Origin of the sequence: Fusicatenibacter faecihominis (assembly GCF_020686945.1) — a bacterium.
Lineage (GTDB): Bacteria > Bacillota > Clostridia > Lachnospirales > Lachnospiraceae > Limivivens > Limivivens faecihominis.
This window is the reverse complement of the sequence record NZ_JAJEPR010000008.1, coordinates 1-18,713: the sequence shown is the minus strand read 5'-3', so window position 1 is coordinate 18,713 and position 18,713 is coordinate 1. Positions and strand designations below refer to the sequence as shown.

Here is an 18,713-nt window from a genome sequence, read left to right as displayed (position 1 = left end):
TCCCTACTCGACTGTCTTCGGTACCAGATACTGGCCGTCCTTCTTGCGGGGCGCCAGATCCACCAGTTCATCTCTCATGTCGCCGTTTACCACTTTGTCCTCGCGGAACACATTTTCCACGGGGAAAAGAGAGATCAGCGGCTCCACGCCTTCGGTGTCGAGTTCGTTCAGTTTATCTACATAACCCAGGATTTTTTCCATTTCCTGGCGGGATTTTTCTCTTTCTTCATCGGTGAGGGCCAGCTTGGCCAGAAGCTCGGTGTTAGCCATAACCTCATCGGAAATCTTATGCTCTGCCATTTTTCTTCCTCCTTTTTTACGGCTCCAGTCTGTTCAGATCGCGTGGGAACAGGCAGGCTTCTCTGACATTTTCCTCGCCCAGAAGCTGCATGGTCAGACGCTCCATACCGATTCCGAGACCACCGTGAGGCGGCATGCCGTATTTGAACGCATCCATGTACTGCTCCATGCCCTCGTCGGTCATTCCTCTGGCTGCGATCTTGTCCTCCAGCATATGATAATCGTGAATACGCTGACCACCTGTCGTGATCTCAAGGCCGCGGAACAGGAGGTCGAAGCTTAAGGTATAACGGGAATCTGCCGGGTCATCCATCGCGTAGAACGGGCGCTTCTTGGAGGGATAATGAGTGACAAAAACGAAATCTGCGTCGTATTCCTCTTTGAAATACCGGCCGATGAGTTCTTCCTCCTCCGGCTCCAGATCGAAGGGGTTACGGATTTTGCGGTTGTATTTCTCTGCCACCAGCTCTTTGGCCTCACTGAATTTCACAAAGGGGATCTTATCTGTTTTCGGAAGGGTGACATTCAGGATCTCAAGCTCCGGGGCATAGTCTTTTTTCAGAAGCTCCATCGTGTACTGGAGAAAACCGGTCTCCATCTGGCAGATTTCCATGAAATCCTCGATGTAGCCCATCTCAAAATCCAGGCTGGTATACTCGTTCAGATGTCTTCTGGTGTTGTGCTTCTCCGCACGGAAAACCGGACCGGTCTCAAAGACGCGATCGAAAACGCCCACCATCATCTGTTTGTAAAACTGCGGGCTCTGGGCCAGAACGGCCGGTTTGTGGAAATAGCTGAGCTTGAACACGTTGGCTCCTCCCTCAGCTCCTTTGGCTCCGATCTTCGGCGTATGGATCTCTGTAAAACCGTTCTCATGAAGAAATTCACGGAAGCCTCTCACGATGCCTTCCTGGATGCGGAATCTGGCCCGCTCCCGGACGTTCCGAAGGGAAACGGAGCGGATGTTCAGCTTGGCCTCCAGAGAAGTGTTAAGCTTCCATTTATCAATGGCAAGAGGAAGGGGTTCTGCTGGAGAGGAGAGAATCGTGATCTCCTCCGCACGGATTTCTTTTCCGTGGGGCGCTCTCTCTTCTGCCCGGACAGTTCCTTTTACCCGGATGCAGTCTCCCTCTTTCAGCTCAGAAATGGAAAGATTTGTTTTTCTCTCTTCCCAGACCGTCTGCAGAAGACCGTCTCTTTTCCTCAGGATCACGAAAGCGATCTCACCCATGTTTCGAATACTGTAGATACTTCCGTCTGTCAGGACCTCCTGGTCCAGCGATTGCGGAGCAAGCACTTTGGAAAGCTCCAGAGTTTCTTTTTTTCTGACTCCTGTTACAAATTCCATATCACATTTCCTCCAAAAATTTATCTTTTTAAAAGAGAAACACCGGCTGGGTCTGCAAGCATCCAGCCGGTGTTTTTTTATACAGTTACTTCATACGCCGGCCTTTTCTGCCTGCCTTCATCACATCTTTGTGATTCTCTCAATGGCCTTCAGCGTATTTTCATAGGTTCCAAATGCAGTCAGTCGGAAGTAGCCTTCGCCATGCGCACCAAAACCGCTTCCCGGCGTTCCCACGATATTTACCGTGGAAAGCAGGTGATCGAAAAACTCCCAGGAGTTCATGGAATCCGGAGTTTTCAGCCAGATATAGGGGGCGTTCTCGCCACCGTAAACCGTATATCCCGCGTCTTTCAAGCCCTGAAGAATGGTCTTCGCATTCTTCATATAATAATCGATCTGAGTCTTCAGCTGCGCCTTTCCTTCCGGGGAATAAACGGCTTCGCCGGCTCTCTGAACGATGTAAGGAGCTCCGTTGTATTTGGTGCCATGGCGTCTTGCCCACAGATCGTTGAGCTTTACGCCTTCGCTGCTTTTTAAATCTTTTGGAACCACCGTGTAACCTAAGCGAACACCGGTGAAACCTGCGTTTTTGGAAAAGCTCCGAAGCTCAATGGCACACTCTCTCGCCCCTTCGCATTCATAAATGCTATGAGGCATATCCGGATCGGAAATATAAGCTTCATAAGCGGCATCATAAAGGATCACCGCACCGATCTTTCTCGCGTAGTCCACAAATCTCTGAAGATTTTCCTTGCTGATTCCTGCTCCCGTGGGGTTATTGGGGAAGCAGAGATAGATCAGATCCGGCTCTTCCTTCGGAAGCTCCGGAACGAAATTGTTCTGGGAAAGGCAGGGCATATAGATGACTCCATCGTAATTCTCATTGGTCGGATTATAGAGTCCTGTACGGCCTGCCATCACGTTACTGTCCACATAAACCGGGTAAACCGGGTCGCAGACAGCGACTTTATTATTCAGTCCGAAGATCTCCTGGATATTTCCGCAGTCACATTTTGCTCCGTCGGAAACGAAGATCTCATCCTCATAAACTTCACAGCCTCTCGCCTTGTAATCATTCTCAACAATCGCATGGCGGAGGAACTCATATCCTTTATCAGGGGCATAACCGTGGAAGGTCGCTGCATTGCCCATCTCATCCACTGCTTTGTGCAGGGCTTCAATGATGGCCGGGGCCAGCGGCTGGGTTACATCTCCGATGCCGAGACGGATGATCTCGGCGCCCGGGTTTCGCTCCTGAAAGGCGGCTACTTTTTTAGCGATATTGGAAAACAGATAGCTTCCCTGTAATTTCAGATAATTGTCATTGATCGTAAACATTTTTCTTCTCCTAGCACTCGTCATAAATCAGCATCAATATCATCTGTGCTGTCTCCACCATGTTGGTGGCATTGTCCATGCTACATTTTTGTATATAGCGATGGGCCTCTTCCTCACTTAAATTGTTTCGGTCCATCAAAAGGCGTTTCGCGTTGTGGATATAATTTTCCTCCCGCTCGCTCCTTTTTTTCGATTTTCTTTTATCCTGTTTCAATCGGCGGTCAATCTGGCGGATCATCATTTCCACGGTGTTGACCAGGTCAAAAACTTTCAGCGGTGTGGTCAGGGACATAAGCCCCGAGGGATTATCACTCACTGCCGATGCGGAACCGATCAGCAGGATATCAAAATATTTCGGAAGATTCTCGAAAAGCTCTCTGTAGTACATATCCGAAAGGCGGTAGCCGCTGACCACCAGCCCCGATGTGTATTTGTTGATTTCCATGAGCGCTCCCGCGCCAGTGGGGCAGAAAATGGTATCCGTAAATCCGTGGTTTACCAGGATTCTGCGGATCTTCTTGGCATCTTCAACTTTCGGCATAACTACAATGATGATGCTCATGACCTTTTCGCCCTTTCTCTTTTCTCTCCCGAACGTTCAGATTAACAGGCCACAGGTCTACGCTCTGCTTCGGTCGGTGCTAAACGAGTCCCACCGGGACTCAGCACCCCGCGCATTACACGCGCTCTCGCTGCTTTCGCAGCTTCTGTCTGAGACTGATTTTTTATTTTGCTGATACTCTGAACTGTTACTAAATTTTATACAGGTACTGCTCCAGCTCCCACATGGAGATCTGCTCCATGTAACTCATCCATTCTTTTTCCTTGGCCTGATTGTAGATCTTTAAAAATCTCCGGCCCAGGATCTCCTCCATCAGAGGATCCTCTTTCATGGCCTTCAGGGCCTCGCTTAGATTCGTGGGAAGCAGCTCTGTCTCTTCTGTCCTGCCTTCTTTCTGCGGTTTCATCTGCTCCTCGGTGCCTTCCAGTCCCGCTGCCAGGCACAGGGCAAAGACCACATAGGGATTTGCTGCTCCGTCAGGACTTCTGAGCTCGATTCTGGTTTCCTGACCTCTCTGGAAGGGGATTTTTACAAGAGAAGCCCGTTCGGATTTGGACCAGTAGATCTGAGACGGCGCCTCAAATCCGGTGGTCAGCCGCTTGTAGGAATTTACCAGGGGATTGCAGAAAGCTGTCATTCCTTTGATATGTTTCAGAATACCGGCGAGGAACGCATAGGCATCACTGCTTAAGCCGTCCTCAGAATCCGGATCGTAAAATACATTTTTTCCATCCTTGAAAAGGGACAGGTGGATGTGCATGCCGGAACCGTCCACGCCTGCCTTGGGCTTCGGCATGAAGGTCGCGTGAAGTCCGTGGCGTTTCGCGATGGTCCGGATCGCTGTTTTCACCGTCATGATCTTGTCCGCGGTTTCCAGCGCGTCATCCATACAAAATTCTACTTCATGCTGGCCGGGAGCGATCTGATGTCTCGAGGACTCCACCTCGTAGCCCATCTCTTCCAGCGTCAGCACGATATCCCGCCGGGCATTTTCCCCCAGATCCACCGGACTTAGATCAAGATAGCCTGCCCGCTCGTGGGTGATGGTGGTGGGGATGCCGTTATCGTCTGTGTGAAACAGGAAAAATTCACATTCGGTATTCACTTTCAGCGTATAACCCAGGCTTTCCGCCTTTTTCAGAACCTCTTTGAGGAGGTATCTGGGGCTTCCCTCGTAGGGAGTTCCGTCCGTGCGTATCAGATCGCAGATCAGTCTCGCAACCTTTCCCTGCTGAGGCCGCCAGGGCAGAATACTGAATGTGGCCAAATCAGGGCGGAGATACATCTCTGATTCTTCCGTCCGGATAAAGCCCTCTATCGAAGAAGCGTCAATGATACACCGGTCATCCATGGCCTTCGGAAGCTTTCCCGCCGGAATGGCGATATTCTTCATCGTGCCGAACATATCGGTAAACTGGAGTCGGATAAATTCCACATCCTCTTCCTCCACAATATTCAGAATCTCCTCCCTGCTGTATTGTTCCATATCAAATCTCCTTTTCCTAAAACCAACTGTCTGGTAATACGACAAAAGGGCGAACTTACCCACTCATTTTAGTGAGGTAAGAACGCCCTTGTTCTATAGTTTTGTATTATAGCAATGGGGATTTTTTTTGTCAAGGGGAATGTTATGCAAAGGAGGGCGGCTCGGAGTCGCGAGCCCGCCGCCCTCCTCTGCACTCCTCCCTGCGGGCCCGCTTAGGAAATAGGGGGCTTACGTCAGACAAAAACTGCGTGAAATGACGGGTGTTACTGGATATAAAAACATAAAAAATATGGGGCTTACGTCATACTGCTACGCAGCGATAATATGGTATTCGATGGTTCATATTGAAATCTTACAATTCAAGCTCTCAATATGAGACACTAAACACTATATCATCACTGCGTAGCAGTATGACGTAAGCCTCTTATTTTCTAAAGCGGGCCCAGTGGGGTGTGCAGAGGGGCGGCGGGCTCGCGACTCCGAGCCGCCCCTTTGCAATATTCATTTCACGCAGTAGCAGTATGACGTAAGCACCCTATTTTCTAGCGTGCCCTGGAAAGGGGGTGCAGGGGGAAAACCAGGACTAGCGCAACTCCGATGGTTTTCCCCCTGCTATTTCTCTGTGGCTTTTCAAAGCCCCCTGCAAAAATTTGACATAATCTTTAAATAAAGTTATACTATTTTACATACTATAACATCTTAAACCTGGCTTCCACTCCAGGAGGGGAGTTTCACATTTTAGGAGGAGATATTTCAATGATGTACACCGTAGGTGAAATGGCAAAGCTTCTGAACATCCCCGGGTCCACGCTCCGATATTATGACAAGGAAGGGCTTCTTCCCTTCGTGGAGCGTTCTTCCGGCGGCATCCGCATGTTTCAGGAGAAGGATTACGAATGGCTGAAGGTCATCAGCTGCCTGAAAAAGGCCGGCATGTCCTTAAAGGATATCCGGGAATACATCAACCTGGCCATGCAGGGCGACGACACCATCGACGAACGCCTGGCCCTTTTCGAGAAGCAGAGAAAAAATCTGGAAGCCCAGATGGCGGAGCTTCAGCACACCATGGACGTTCTGAATTTCAAATGCTGGTTCTATGAGACCGCAAAAAAAGCCGGGACCACTCTCGTTCCCCAGTGCATGGAAGCAGAAGAGATCCCGGAAGAATTTCAGAAAATCCGCGAGGAACTTCACTGCAAACCCGAGTGTAACTAAACGGAGAAAAGCCCGCCCTGCTTAGCAGTTGTCAAATACACTCGCACAAGTGCGTGCATTTTCCCTGTTACCACAGCAAAAAGCCCTCACGGAGCACTATCAACCAGCTCCGAAAGGGCTTCTTTCTTACAATTTTCCCAATACATAACAGTTCCGGCCTTTTTTCTTGGCTTCGTAAAGAAGCTGATCGGCCTTCGCGTATACATCCTCGATATTCTGTCCGTACGCAAAGCGGCAGCCGCCGATGCTGCAGGTCAGGTTATCAATAGAAGGAAGCGCACCGGAAAAACAGCTCCCAGAATCGTTGACTCTGTCGGCCTCAGAATGCACGCCCCGATGAGAAGCAACTTCGTTTTATTTTTCCGGTGAAATGATATATTTGCCTTTGGCGCGAAGTTCCGGATTGCTTAAGATATCTGCCAGCTCGTCAAGGTCTGCCACCTCGTATACCATGCTGCTCACGTCCAGGCGGCCGGAATCGATCAGATCCAGCGCTCTCTTCTGGGTATAGGGGTTAATATAGGAAGCCTTCAGCACCAGCTCTTTCCTGAAGATTTCAAAAGGTTTCACGGAAATGGTCTCGTCCGGTTTGGTAAGGCCAAACATCATGACAACCGCCTTATTTCCCGCAATGTCGATGGCCTGCTCAATGGTAGACGGGCGGCCGACGCACTCGATAACCGTGTTGACCCAGGTCATGCCTTCCTCTTTCAGACGGGCTTTCACATCCTCGTGTATCGGATCGATGCAGATATCAGCACCGAGCTTCTTTCCGACCTCGCGTTTGCTCTCCACCGGCTCCAGAAGGGCTACCTTTGCGGCTCCTGCCAGCCTCGACAGCTGGAGCATCAAAAGGCCGATCATGCCTCCGCCGATCACCACCACCTGATGGCCCGGGCGGATTTCACACATATCCATACCATGAAGACAGCAGGCAACAGGCTCCGTCATAGCTCCCTGCTCAAAGGAAGTGTTGTCACCCAGCTTGTAAACCTGACGCTCATTCACCGCGCAATACTCCGCAAAACCGCCGTTTACCGTTGTGCCATAACCGATCATATGCTCACAGTAATGCACCACGCCGTTTCTACAGGGCTCACAGGCTCCGCAGTAGCAGTTCGGATCGATGCAGACACGATCTCCTGCCTTATAATTTGTCACCTCAGAACCAACCTCTGCGATTACACCTGAAAACTCATGTCCCAGAATCGTCGGCGGCGTCACCTCCGCTGCTCCCTTGTCCCCTTCATAAATATGGACATCTGTTCCACACACACCGCAGGCCTTCACCTGGATCAGAACATCTTTCGGTCCGACTTTCGGCATCTCATGCTCTTCCACTCTCAGATCATGCTTCCCGTAAAATACTGCACTTTTCATTTATTATCCCTCTCGAAAAAATAGGTGTTTTAACTGTAGATACGTTCAGTATATTCTTTGTTTTTGGTTTTGTCCAGTTGGAAATTTTCCATGCAAAAAGGCTATTCCCTACTGATATAGAGGATAGCCTTTGTTTGCAAAAATCAACACTTTATTTTCTACACACAAGAACCTCTCCGGCTTTCACGTTTTTCACCGTGCAGAGTTTTCCTTCCCGTATAAGGTTCACTTTGCCTGTGCTGCTCGTCACCTTCACTCCGTCTTCTTCTGCGATAAACCGGAAATCTCCATCGGCCTTCATTTCCCAGATGCAGATGTCGTCTCCGACCCGTTTTTCCTCTGCGGCTCCGTTGGAAATGTATTTGTTGATCAGGCCTACCATCGTGAATTTTCCAGTGGCAGGAATCAGCTGATACAGATTTGCCTCACCCGGCTTGATCTCATAGGTAAAACCATCATATTTATCGACTGCCTTTTTCTTATGGTCGTAAACATACCATTCTTTTCCGTTCTCCGTTCCCGGAAGGTCTTTTAAGAGAATCTCATCCTTGACGGCTTTTAGGGAAGAGCGGTCAAGGAAGGCCGCAACATAAATATGATCTCCATATTTATTGTAAATTTTCAAAGGCTTCTCTTTCATGACATTTCCGGCAGTCAGGCAGTCCAGGGTCGGTCTTCCCACATCCTGGCAGCGAATGATCGTACCATCGTTAAAAATCACAGGCCAGAGCTTTTCCGGATCTGTTTTTCCGAGGCCGTCGCTGATATACAGCGGGCCGCCGCTGATCACGCGGAGAAGGATGCTCTGCTCCACATCCTCATGCTTCGACCAGACCATATCCCAGTCTCCCCAGTAGAAACAGCCGTGATAAACGGAATCATAGGCGTTCTGCAGCGCATGCTCCATAAAGCTTCCGGGCACCATCGGCGTATAGTCATCGCTGTTTCTTGAGAGCGCCGCGCTCTGCCGGTTCCAGATATCCTCCGGCGCCATTCCCATACAGTTGATAAGATTTCCGTTAAAATGCAGATCTGCAGAGGCTTCCAGTCCCGTATGAACCGCTTTTGCCGCCTCTCCGTAAGAGACGGTACCCTGGGTCATAATGGAAAAAGAACTCTGGCTGTCCACCTTGATAAAGTCCACGCCCGCATTTTCGAGAAAAGCATGCCACTGGTTCCAGAAACCGAAGACCGCGTCTGCCTGCGGCTTTACCGTGATCTCTCCATTGGGATAGGTTGTAAGAAAAGCCGCATTCTCTTTCTCTGCCTGAGATCCCGGAAGGATTCCATTCCAGTATCCCTTTATGGCCTGCCATACGCCGACATATTTCATCTTGTAGGCTTCTTTCAGCATGCTGACCGTCTCTTTAATGCCTCCCGGAAACTTTACCGGGTCCGCCTCAAAGCTTTTCAGCATCTGACCTTCGGAATCGGACCAGCCGTCATCGATCAGCACCCACTGAACGGGCACTTCCTTTTCTTTCAGCTCTTTCACCTTATCAACGACGGCATCCATATTTACGCTCTGACCAAGAGAATCCCAGGAACACCAGCCCAGTTTTCTGAGGATTTCCGGAAATTCCTTCTCTCTGCGAAGCTTTAAGTTCTTTCCGGAGAGCTTCAGGGCCCATTTTACAGCCTCTTCCGTCACTGCATAAGGGTCCTTGCCCGCTCCGCAGATCAGGGCCACATCCTGCATTTTCCGCTTTCCGGCACAGTTGGAAGAGAGTGTCAGCCGAAGACCTTTTTCCCAGCCAACGAGATCCGCCCGGTTCTCCTTCCCGCTGACAGCTAAAAATACCAGATAATCCTCCGGTCTTTTGAAAATGACCAGCTGGCTCTGCTCCGGAATTTCCGAAAAAACAGTGCCGAAAGCGGGACGAATCCACCATTCCTTATGCTGATAAATGGAAACAAAGGGATAACCTTCGGAAAGCTTAAGATCGATCTCCACTCCGTTTCTGTCTGCAAAGGCCTTCTGGTAGCCAAAGGCCGGCGCCTGGGTCTGAATTTCCGCATCGATGCAGACTGCCGTCAGCTCGTCCTGCTCGGAAATCTTCGGAGAAACCGCATATGCTTCTGGTTTACCGGTTACGGAATAGACACTTCCATCCCGCAGCCTTACTTTTTTCTCACAGATTTCAAAGTACTTATTCATGGCTCACCCCGTTCAGTTTTTCCAGAAGCTCAGTCAGCTGCTGTTCGGAAAATCTTCCTTTTGTGAAAGTCACCAGTGTTTTCAGCGGGAAATCGCAGATCACGCGGAAAGCGAAATCCGCCGGCCGGTCTCCCAGGCTGAAATCAATCCCGGACTCTCTCTCAAAATAATCCATCATCTCACGGGCAATCTCTCTAGTCGGTTCATAGTAATAGATCTCCCCGAAGGTGGAATTTCTGTAAAAATGCTTTTTGACAATCGCTGTGGAAGTCACCTCGATGGCAGCCTTCAGGCGGATATCCTCGCTGGAAGCTCCCACCAGGATCTCAAAGCGTCCGCTCTGAACCAGGAAATCCTTCGCTTCCACATCGTAATAAGCGAAGCTTCTTTTATCCAGTTCAAAAACAGCTTCCTTCTCCTCGCCCGGCTCCAGAGAAAGCTTCTGGAAACCTTTCAGCTCCTTATAGGGGCGGACGATATCGGTCTGGCAGTCATGGATATAGAGCTCGACAACCTCTTTTCCGGCAACCGCTCCCGTATTTTTCACTTTCACTCTCACCGTTGCTTTTTCCTGATCTGTCATGCTCTCCCGGTCTACAGTAATCTCCTCGTAGGAGAAATTCGTATAGCTGAGACCATGGCCAAAGCAGAACAGCGGTTTCACCTTGCAGGTATCATAGTAGCGGTAACCGACGAAGATTCCTTCCCGGTATTCCACATGATAGCCCTCACCCGGGAAATTTAAAAAGCAGGGAGTATCTTCCAGTCGCTGTGGGAAGGTCTCTGCCAGTTTACCGCTGGGATTGGTCTTTCCATAGAGCACCTTTGCAAGGGCCTCGGCTCCTGCCTGTCCCAGAAGATAACCCTCGACAATGGCTTTTGCCTGGGGCTCAAAGGGCATTACCACAGGGGCTCCGTTGCTCAGAACCACGATGATATTTTTGTTATGTTTCGCCACTTCTTCGATCAGCCGGATCTGGGCTCCCGGAATGTTCAGATGCTCACGGTCCATTCCTTCCGTCTCATAGACTTCCGGAAGGCCGGCACAGATAACGACCTTGTCCGCTCTGGAAGCTGCCTCAACAGCTTCAGCGAGCAGGTTCGCATCGCACTCCTCCGCCGCGCAGGCAAAGCCTTTGACATACTCCACATTTCCCAGCTTTTTCAGCTCTTCCAGCGGCTTATTTAGGAAGGTGGTATTGATATGAGAGCTTCCGCCTCCCTGAAACCGCGGTTTCTCCGCAAATTCACCGATGACGACTACCTTGTCCTCCGCTTTTAAAGGAAGAACCTTATCTTCATTTTTCAATAGAACGATGCATTCCTCGGCAATCTCCTCGGCAATCCGATGATTTTTCTCATAGGAAACCGGCTCTGCCTCTCCTGCTGCATGGAGTTTTTCCCGCAGCTCCAGAAGGCGTCTTACTGCTCTGTCTACATATTCCACTGGAAGGCTACCGTCTTTCACGGCAGCTTCCACCTTGCTGTCATTGACCGTACCTGAGGAGGGCATCTCCAGATCCTGTCCGGCAATCAGTCCTTTTACTCTGTCATTTGCTGCGCCCCAGTCTGTGACAACCAGGCCGTCATAGCCCCATTCCTCCCGGAGAATATCGTTCAGCAGATATTTGTTCTCGGAACCAAACTCTCCGTTCAGGCGGTTATAAGCGCACATAACAGTCCAGGGTTTTCCTTCTTTCACCGCGGTCTCGAAGCTGGTGAGGTAAATCTCCCGCAGCGTTCTCTCGTCAACGGTCGCGTTCAGAGTCAGTCGCTTGGTCTCCTGGTTGTTTACGGCAAAATGTTTCAGGGATGCTCCCACGCCCTTACTCTGCACGCCTTTGATATGCTGTGCTGCCAGGTTGGAGGCCAGATAGGGGTCCTCTGAAAAATACTCAAAGTTTCTTCCGCAGAGGGGAGAACGCTTGATATTATTGCCCGGTCCGAGAATTACTGCAACATTCTCTGCCCGGCACTCGGAAGCCAGGGCCTCTCCCATTTTATAGACGATTTCCCGGTTCCAGGAAGAACCCAGAGCGCAGGCCGGCGGGAAGCAGGTGGCAGGTACGCTCACATTCATTCCCAGATGATCCGGTTTATCACTCTGTTTTCTCAGTCCGTGAGGGCCGTCAGTCATCAGCATTTTTTCAATTCCAAGTCTTGGAACGCTCTGAGAGTCGTTGAAGGTCTCGCCGGACAGCAGAGAGCATTTTTCCTCCAGCGTCAGTTCTTTTAATAATTCATCTACACTTTGTCCCATATTACAAATCCTCCAGCAATACTGCCTGATAGGGCAGAAGTTCTATCGTTTTTTCCTTCTTTTCCAGGCAGCTGTGATTATTCAGCAAAACCCTGAAAGCCTTCGGAAGCTCGATCCGGCAGCTCTCGTTCTGATTATTACAGATGACACGAAGACTCTGAGAGTCATTGCTTCGCGTATAGGCAAAAATGCCCTTTTGCTCTCTCTGAAAAGGGGTGATTTTTCCTGTCGCCAGCACCTCACTGTATTCTTCGCTTCGTTTCAGCGCAACCATTTTTTTATAGAAAGAAAGGAGAGAATTTTTGTCTTCTCTTTCTTTTTCCACATTGATTTCTTTATGGTCCGGATTGACCGGAAGCCAGGGCGTTCCCTCGGTGAAACCGCCATTTTTTCCGCTGTTCCAGGGCATCGGGTATCTCGCATTGTCCCGGCTTCCCTTCTGCGCGATCTTTAAGGCCTCCGCTTTCGTGAAGCCATACTCTCTTGCAAGTTCATACTGATTATGCGTGGAGCAGTCATCGTAATCTTTCAGCTCAGGAAAGGCAAAATTTCGCATTCCCAGCTCCTGACCCTGATAAATAAACGGAGTTCCCCAGAGATAGATATACATCATTCCCAGCATGGAAAAACCGTAGAAATTTTTCCCTTCCTCTCTCAGAAGCCGGTCCGCCGCTCTGGGTATATCATGGCATTCCAGAAACGTAGCGATCCACATATCCGGGCAGAGCACCGTCTGGGAATTTAAAAGCTGGTCCCGCAGTTCATCCGGGTCCCACTCTTCTTCCTCGAACCAGAAGTAGTTCGGCGCTTTTCTTCCGAGGCTTAAATGGGATACTTCAAAAATGCAGGAAAAGTACCCATTTTTCAGAGATATAAAATTCTGCATGGAGTGAACGTCCGCATCTTCCATCTCGCCGATGACAAAATAATCACCTTTTCCATAAGTCTTTTCTTTCATCTCTTTCAGAAAAGCTTCCAGTCCCGGCTGATTCAGGGTTCCGTGTTTCACAGAAACCAGACCGTCCGGTCCGTCTGCCGGAAAAGAGGGCAGCCCTTCTTTTTTCTTCATATATGTAATCGCATCCAGCCGGAAACCGCTGACTCCCAGATCCAGCCAGTAGTTCATCATGCGGTACATTTTTTCTCTGAGCCGGGGATTGTCCCAGTTCAGATCCACCTGTTCTTTTGTAAAAAGATGAAGATAATAGTATTCGCTTCCCGGAATCTTTTCCCAGGCACTTCCCCCGAAGATGGAGCGCCAGTTATTCGGCGGATTTTCGCCTTCTCCTTTTCTCAGGAAAAAATAATCCGCGTATTCGCCCTCGGGATCCTTCAAAACCTGCTGAAACCACTCATGCTGATCCGAACAGTGATTTAAAACCATATCCATAATCACATGGATGCCCCGTTTGTCCGCCTCATGAATGAGCTCCTTCATATCCTCCGTCGTTCCAAACATCGGATCAATCTCATAATAATCGGATACATCATATCCATTATCTTTCATCGGAGATTTGCATATCGGATTCAGATACAGAAGATCCGTTCCCAGTTCCTGAATGTAGTCCAGCTTCTGGATAATCCCTCTTAAATCTCCTATTCCATCTCCATTGGAATCATAAAAACTTTTTGGATACACCTGATAGGCGATCGATTTCTGCCACCACTTTAAGTCTTGCTTCATTTTTACGTTCCTTTCCTTCTTATGCCCTTATACATGTAGTGGTGATCAGAAAAATCTGATCACCACCTCAGGTTTACATCTTCACAGCACCCTCAGATACACCAGCAACAATGTATTTCTGAAGGAAAATGTACAAGATAATAATCGGTATGATTGTAACAAATACAGCCGGGAAAATTAACTCCCACGGGTTTCCGTACTGTCCGGAAGTCAGCTTTGCGAAATAAAGCTCCAGCGTCAGTGTCTTGGATCCTGTCTTGTTTCCGATTACAAGGAAAGGAAGAAGGTAGTCATTCCAGATCCACATACCATTTAATACGATCACGGTAACGGTGGTTCCCTTTAACAGCGGGAATACGACCTTGAAGAACATCTGAAACAGGTTTGCTCCATCCAGCACTGCCGCTTCTTCCAGAGAGGCAGGTACGCTCTTGATAAAGCCATGATACAGGAAGACGGACATGCTCAGTCCGAAACCGCCGTACATGAGGATCAGTCCCTGTACGTTTTTCAGTCCCATTTTTTCAAACACGCTCAGGAGCGGGTACATCAGAGACTGGAACGGTACCAGCATAGCTGCGGTAAAGCAGAGGAACACGATGTTGGAAAGGATGGTTTTACTTCTCACCATTGCCCATGCGGCAAACGAGGAAACGATTACCAGAAGCAGGATGGAGAAAAAAGTAATAATAAAGGTCAGTCCCAGAGCTTTTCCAAAGTTGATTGCTTCCATTGCTGTCTTGATATACTGGAGAGTCCAGTGTTCCGGAAGCGCTACCGGCGAAGCAATGATTTCATTGTTTGACTTAAACGCATTTACAAACAGGAACAACAAAGGAGCCAGTGTGTAAAGAGCCAGAATGATCAGAATAAGGTGACGTACTGCTTCTCCCAGTACATGTCTGTTTTTCATTGACATTACATCTCAACCTCCTTCTTTTTGGTAACTACTACCTGAGTCAGGGTAACAGCCGCGATCAGCAGGAAGAAAATAACTGCCTGGGCCTGAGCCAGACCGTAATCCGGCGGGTTGGTATCTTTCGTGGTTCTTAAGATCTGCATAGCCAGAAGACGGGTATTGAAGTTACCATCTGTCAGGGCTACGTTGGGGTCCAGCAACATGAAGCATTTGGACAGAGTCAGGAAAAATACGATGGTGAAGGACGGCATCAGCATCGGGATCGTGATATAACGGAATCTCTGGAATACGTTTGCACCGTCGATAGCAGCCGCCTCGGAGAGATCGGTCGGAATGTTGTTCAGACCTGTCGTATAAATCAGCATCATGTATCCGGCCATCTGCCAGGTAACGAGAATAGCCAGCGCAATCATTGCTTTGTAACGGTCCTGAAGCATGTTGCAGAAAAACGGAATGTTGATGATTCCATCTTTGTTGAAAATCAGCTGAGAGAAAACGATCTCAAAAATGAACTGCCAGATATAACCAAGAGCCAAGCCGCCAAGAAGGTTCGGCATAAAGTAAATAGTACGATAAGCACCGGCTCCCTTATGAACGGATGTTGCCAGCAGTGCCATGATCAGAGAAACAATATTCAATGCAATCACAGCAATTACGGTAAACTCCAGTGTATATACAAAGGAATCTCTGAATTTGGAAGATTTAAACACTTTGATATAGTTCTGAAATCCTACAAAAGCATCATAGAAATGATCTCCTCCGGCAAAGTAAGTTCCTCTCCACCCGCAGAAAGAATAGATTACGCCAATTCCAAAGGGGATCAGAATTACCATGATAAACAGGATCATAGCCGGAAGTAAAAGCGGTACCAGCCGCTTACGATAATATTTATCCATACTTACCACCATTCTGCTGCACTGGCAGCGTTTCTTCGGATTCATATAGAGGGTGTGCGGTATTCCACACACCCTCTATGGATCAATCTTTTTTCTTTAAAAATTAATAACTATTCAGAGCCACCTTCAAAATGCTACGCATTTCGTCGGTTTGACGTATCCGCCAAATAGATTTTCATGTAAAAGTGTTCATTCATGCAAGCATGCCTCACACTTTTGCACGAAAATCTGCTTGGCTCTGAACAGTTACAAAAATTATAAACCTGCTGCTTCGCTCCAGCTGCTTACGATGAAATCAGCGATATCGGAGTAAGCGGTTTCCGGCCACTCAGCGGTGTTTACATAGTTCTCAAGGAGATGAGCACCTAAAGTATATGTAGCGTAGCTAGCCGGCATACCTGCGTATGCATTGGTGATGGTCTTGCCCTCTTTTACATAGGAAAGAATGCTGTCGCCCAGGCTGTATCCAGCGCTGGTAACATCCGGATCTGCATTGTACGGGATGAAGGCGCACTCTTCGATGACATATTTCAGACCGGTCTCAGAGGTGTTCAGCCATACCAGGAATTTCTCTGCTGCTTCTTTTTCTTCATCGCTGCATTTTGCGTTGATGCAGTAGTACTGAGGTACGAATACCGGGATGGAGGTGTTCATCTGCTCTGCAGTGATACCAGAGGTAAGATCCTCATCGGTAACATCCAGTTTGATCGGCAGGAAGGTCATGTAATCAGCGATATCTGCGTTTGCGTTGGTAATATTGGTGTAGCACCAGTTACCCTGTTTGATAAATACGGTCTCGCCATTTGCGAAGCTTGCTACTGCCTGATCATAACCGTTGGTTGTCTGGTTGATGAGCTCCGGTCCTCTTTCGGTCTGTGCATGAGAGGTCAGGAGGTCAAGAAGTTTTGCATATGCTTCCCAAACCGGTTTTCCAGCTTCCAGCTGCTCGGTGGTTGCTTCTGCTGCTGCAACGGAGTCAGAGAAAACGCCGTCTACTGCTACGTTTACCAGGTGGTCGCCGTAGGTCCATTTCTCAGAACCAGCTACTGCAATGACACCTTTCAGTTTGGAGGTGATATCGTTTTTCTCTGCAAAGGAGAAGGTGCTTCCGCTTAAGGTGATGTCATCTGCGGTTCCATCGGTGATGTACTGCTGCATTGCATTGATCATTGCCTCAAACTCTGCATAAGAAGCAGTCTTGTAAGCTTCGATAAATGCATCGGTATTGTCCTCACCGAACATAGCGCCGATTACTCTGGTATCTACAATGTAGCCATATCCCTCGATGTTAAGGGGTACGCCGTAGTTTGTCTCACCGTCTCTGGTCAGATAGAAGTTCTCCGGGATAGCATCTGCAAGAGCTTTGAACTCCTCGTTGGTAGCATCGCTGAGAGGCATTGCATATCCGCCCTCCTGATACTCAACGAGCTTCTGTGCATCCTGTACACCGAAGATTGCCGGCATATGATCGGACTGAAGATCTGCTCTTAAAGCCTCGGAACTGTCAGTACCGGAACCAAGAGTAAACAGTTTTATGGTTACTCCGGTTTCCTCTTTGTAGGCATCTACTGCTGCCTGCATGGCATCTGCATCTTCACCTTTGATATTGAAAAAGTAAAAATCATAGTCGTCATCGGAAGCACTAACTCCCATACCCATGGTTGTGGTAGCCAGAACTCCTGCCAGCATCATTGCTGCAAATTTCTTCATTTTCATAATTGCCTCCTGTTTTCCTGACTGACGGATCTCTTGGGATTCGGTCAGATCCTGTTCCATTCGTATCACGGTTGATCGAATATTTTCACGATTTCGGTGTGGGCGCCTCACACCTTGTTTACGAAACAGAGTATAATATATGATTCGCCGTATGTCAACCCGTTGACATATTTTTCGTACACTTTAATAATTTTAAACACCGTTTTTCTGGCATATTGCACATAAAATTACTGCCTGAGCCTTACACTCTCTTTGGAAATCCGGTTTTGGGGTAAAAAAAGCTGAAGTTTTCAACTTTTCAGGGTTGAAAACCTCAGCCAGATATCTTTTTTTGCTTATGCTGTCTCTCTGATGACCAGAGTCACCGGCAGCAAAACCTTCGCCGCGATCTTTCTGCCATTGCAGAGGCGGTCCACAGATTCAATGGCCTTTTCCGCCATTTCCCGGATCGGCTGGTGGACGGTGGTAAGCGGAGGCCAGGAAAGCTCCGCCAGCTGCGCGTCGTCATAACCCACGATCCGAACTTGTCCCGGTATATCAATTCCCTTTCTGTGGCAGATCTGAATCGTCTGAAGAGCCATCGCATCTCCATTGCAGAAAATTCCGTCCGCATCCGGATTCTTTTCCAGAACCTCCAGGATCGTTTTATGGTAGTCCAGACGTTTATGCTCTTCCCAGGTCGCACAGTATTCTTTTACCTGCATTCCCATCTGCTCGCCCTGTCTTCTGAAGCTGATTCCACGGCTGTCACTCTGCATCCCGGTCCAGTGACCCGGGTTTAAATACAGAAGCTTCCGGCAGCCCTGCCTGTAGAGATGTTCCGCTACCATTTTTCCGCCTGCTTCATTGTCACAGACAATGCTTTCCGCAGCATAGGAGATTTCCCGCTCCAGAGAAATAATCGGTACGCTGACACTTGCGAATTTATCAATGTTTACCGCATCTGTACAGAGGATAATCCCCGCAACCCTGTGGCGCTTGCATATTTCCAGATATTCCTCCTCCTTGGCAGCATACGCTTTGGAACAGAATACATAAAGAATATAGCCCTTTTTATCCGCTTCCAGTTCCAGATAATTCAGAAGTCTCGAAAAAAACGGCTGATCGATATAGGGCATGATTACCCCGATACTCTTTGATGACTGCTTTGACAGAGATCTCGCGATCTCATTCGGCTGATAGTTCAGCTTCTTCATGGCAGCCTGAATCTTTTCATGCGCTTCACTGCTGATATACCCACGGTTATTCAATGCTCTGGAAACCGTCGTCACCGACAGCCCGCACTCCTTTGCAACATCCTTTAGCGTACTCATCTGGTAAAATCTCCTTCGTTGTTTTCTATATCAGAAAACGATCAAAAAACGTCCTAGTGTGCTGTCTCATTGACTTTCAGTTAAATAACGCAGAATGTTTTTTCATCGACAAGGCGACTGAACGAGGCGATGCGGTGG

Annotated in this window: 15 protein-coding genes; 1 reads left to right on the top strand and 14 read right to left on the bottom strand. The window is 48.6% G+C overall.

What is annotated here, in order from left to right:
• Positions 1 to 3 precede the first annotated feature (3 nt).
• The 5 genes from gatC to LKD71_RS06510 all read right to left on the bottom strand — a co-directional run bounded on the left by gatC (position 4) and on the right by LKD71_RS06510 (position 5,034).
• Positions 4 to 300, bottom strand: a complete 297-nt coding sequence (gene gatC, locus LKD71_RS06530; RefSeq protein WP_117766551.1) for an Asp-tRNA(Asn)/Glu-tRNA(Gln) amidotransferase subunit GatC — start codon at positions 298 to 300, stop codon at positions 4 to 6.
• Between the two features lie 16 nt (positions 301 to 316).
• Positions 317 to 1,648, bottom strand: a complete 1,332-nt coding sequence (aspS, locus tag LKD71_RS06525) for an aspartate--tRNA(Asn) ligase (RefSeq protein ID WP_227614801.1) — start codon at positions 1,646 to 1,648, stop codon at positions 317 to 319.
• 120 nt (positions 1,649 to 1,768) lie between these two features.
• Positions 1,769 to 2,986, bottom strand: coding sequence for an LL-diaminopimelate aminotransferase (locus LKD71_RS06520; protein ID WP_227614800.1), 1,218 nt, complete (start codon positions 2,984 to 2,986; stop codon positions 1,769 to 1,771).
• A gap of 10 nt (positions 2,987 to 2,996) precedes the next feature.
• A complete protein-coding gene (locus LKD71_RS06515) occupies positions 2,997 to 3,548 on the bottom strand; it encodes an ANTAR domain-containing response regulator (RefSeq protein ID WP_227614799.1) in 552 nt (183 codons plus the stop codon).
• A 190-nt stretch (positions 3,549 to 3,738) separates the two neighbouring features.
• Complete coding sequence (locus LKD71_RS06510; protein WP_227614798.1) at positions 3,739 to 5,034, bottom strand: glutamine synthetase family protein; 1,296 nt, start codon at positions 5,032 to 5,034, stop codon at positions 3,739 to 3,741.
• Between the two features lie 756 nt (positions 5,035 to 5,790).
• On the opposite strand from LKD71_RS06510, the gene LKD71_RS06505 reads away from it, so the two are divergent.
• Positions 5,791 to 6,249, top strand: a complete 459-nt coding sequence (locus LKD71_RS06505; protein ID WP_227614797.1) for a MerR family transcriptional regulator — start codon at positions 5,791 to 5,793, stop codon at positions 6,247 to 6,249.
• A gap of 126 nt (positions 6,250 to 6,375) precedes the next feature.
• Here the strand turns inward: LKD71_RS06505 and LKD71_RS18675 are convergent, their stop codons facing one another.
• The 9 genes from LKD71_RS18675 to LKD71_RS06460 form a co-directional block, all read right to left on the bottom strand.
• Positions 6,376 to 6,579, bottom strand: coding sequence for a diguanylate cyclase domain-containing protein (locus tag LKD71_RS18675; RefSeq protein ID WP_227614796.1), 204 nt, complete (start codon positions 6,577 to 6,579; stop codon positions 6,376 to 6,378).
• A 24-nt stretch (positions 6,580 to 6,603) separates the two neighbouring features.
• Entirely contained in the window at positions 6,604 to 7,629 is a 1,026-nt protein-coding gene (locus tag LKD71_RS06495; RefSeq protein WP_227614795.1) for a zinc-dependent alcohol dehydrogenase family protein, read from the bottom strand.
• A gap of 151 nt (positions 7,630 to 7,780) precedes the next feature.
• Positions 7,781 to 9,787, bottom strand: a complete 2,007-nt coding sequence (locus LKD71_RS06490) for a Sip1-related alpha-galactosidase (protein ID WP_227614794.1) — start codon at positions 9,785 to 9,787, stop codon at positions 7,781 to 7,783.
• Complete coding sequence (locus LKD71_RS06485; protein ID WP_227614793.1) at positions 9,780 to 12,047, bottom strand: glycoside hydrolase family 3 C-terminal domain-containing protein; 2,268 nt, start codon at positions 12,045 to 12,047, stop codon at positions 9,780 to 9,782. Before LKD71_RS06485 ends, LKD71_RS06490 begins: the two co-directional genes overlap by 8 nt.
• Before the next feature lies 1 nt (position 12,048).
• Positions 12,049 to 13,731, bottom strand: coding sequence for an alpha-glucosidase (locus LKD71_RS06480; RefSeq protein WP_227614792.1), 1,683 nt, complete (start codon positions 13,729 to 13,731; stop codon positions 12,049 to 12,051).
• 73 nt (positions 13,732 to 13,804) lie between these two features.
• Positions 13,805 to 14,650, bottom strand: coding sequence for a carbohydrate ABC transporter permease (locus tag LKD71_RS06475; protein WP_178046432.1), 846 nt, complete (start codon positions 14,648 to 14,650; stop codon positions 13,805 to 13,807).
• The gene (locus tag LKD71_RS06470) at positions 14,650 to 15,546 is read right to left on the bottom strand and encodes a carbohydrate ABC transporter permease (protein WP_178046433.1); all 897 of its coding nucleotides are present in this window, start codon (positions 15,544 to 15,546) and stop codon (positions 14,650 to 14,652) included. The genes LKD71_RS06475 and LKD71_RS06470 overlap by 1 nt, the downstream gene beginning before the upstream one ends.
• A gap of 255 nt (positions 15,547 to 15,801) precedes the next feature.
• Entirely contained in the window at positions 15,802 to 17,262 is a 1,461-nt protein-coding gene (locus LKD71_RS06465) for an ABC transporter substrate-binding protein (protein ID WP_178046434.1), read from the bottom strand.
• Between the two features lie 335 nt (positions 17,263 to 17,597).
• Positions 17,598 to 18,575, bottom strand: a complete 978-nt coding sequence (locus tag LKD71_RS06460) for a LacI family DNA-binding transcriptional regulator (protein ID WP_227614791.1) — start codon at positions 18,573 to 18,575, stop codon at positions 17,598 to 17,600.
• Positions 18,576 to 18,713 lie beyond the last annotated feature (138 nt).

Bases quoted from the DNA above. Each gene is read 5' to 3' on its own strand.
- LKD71_RS06480 (WP_227614792.1), bottom strand. From the start codon at position 13,731: ATGAAGCAAGACTTAAAGTGGTGGCAGAAATCGATCGCCTATCAGGTG.
- LKD71_RS06475 (WP_178046432.1), bottom strand. From the start codon at position 14,650: ATGTCAATGAAAAACAGACATGTACTGGGAGAAGCAGTACGTCACCTT.
- LKD71_RS06495 (WP_227614795.1), bottom strand. From the start codon at position 7,629: ATGAAAAGTGCAGTATTTTACGGGAAGCATGATCTGAGAGTGGAAGAG.
- gatC (WP_117766551.1), bottom strand. From the start codon at position 300: ATGGCAGAGCATAAGATTTCCGATGAGGTTATGGCTAACACCGAGCTT.
- LKD71_RS06490 (WP_227614794.1), bottom strand. From the start codon at position 9,787: ATGAATAAGTACTTTGAAATCTGTGAGAAAAAAGTAAGGCTGCGGGAT.
- LKD71_RS06505 (WP_227614797.1), top strand. From the start codon at position 5,791: ATGATGTACACCGTAGGTGAAATGGCAAAGCTTCTGAACATCCCCGGG.
- LKD71_RS06510 (WP_227614798.1), bottom strand. From the start codon at position 5,034: ATGGAACAATACAGCAGGGAGGAGATTCTGAATATTGTGGAGGAAGAG.
- LKD71_RS06465 (WP_178046434.1), bottom strand. From the start codon at position 17,262: ATGAAAATGAAGAAATTTGCAGCAATGATGCTGGCAGGAGTTCTGGCT.
- LKD71_RS06470 (WP_178046433.1), bottom strand. From the start codon at position 15,546: ATGGATAAATATTATCGTAAGCGGCTGGTACCGCTTTTACTTCCGGCT.
- aspS (WP_227614801.1), bottom strand. From the start codon at position 1,648: ATGGAATTTGTAACAGGAGTCAGAAAAAAAGAAACTCTGGAGCTTTCC.
- LKD71_RS06520 (WP_227614800.1), bottom strand. From the start codon at position 2,986: ATGTTTACGATCAATGACAATTATCTGAAATTACAGGGAAGCTATCTG.
- LKD71_RS06515 (WP_227614799.1), bottom strand. From the start codon at position 3,548: ATGAGCATCATCATTGTAGTTATGCCGAAAGTTGAAGATGCCAAGAAG.
- LKD71_RS06460 (WP_227614791.1), bottom strand. From the start codon at position 18,575: ATGAGTACGCTAAAGGATGTTGCAAAGGAGTGCGGGCTGTCGGTGACG.
- LKD71_RS06485 (WP_227614793.1), bottom strand. From the start codon at position 12,047: ATGGGACAAAGTGTAGATGAATTATTAAAAGAACTGACGCTGGAGGAA.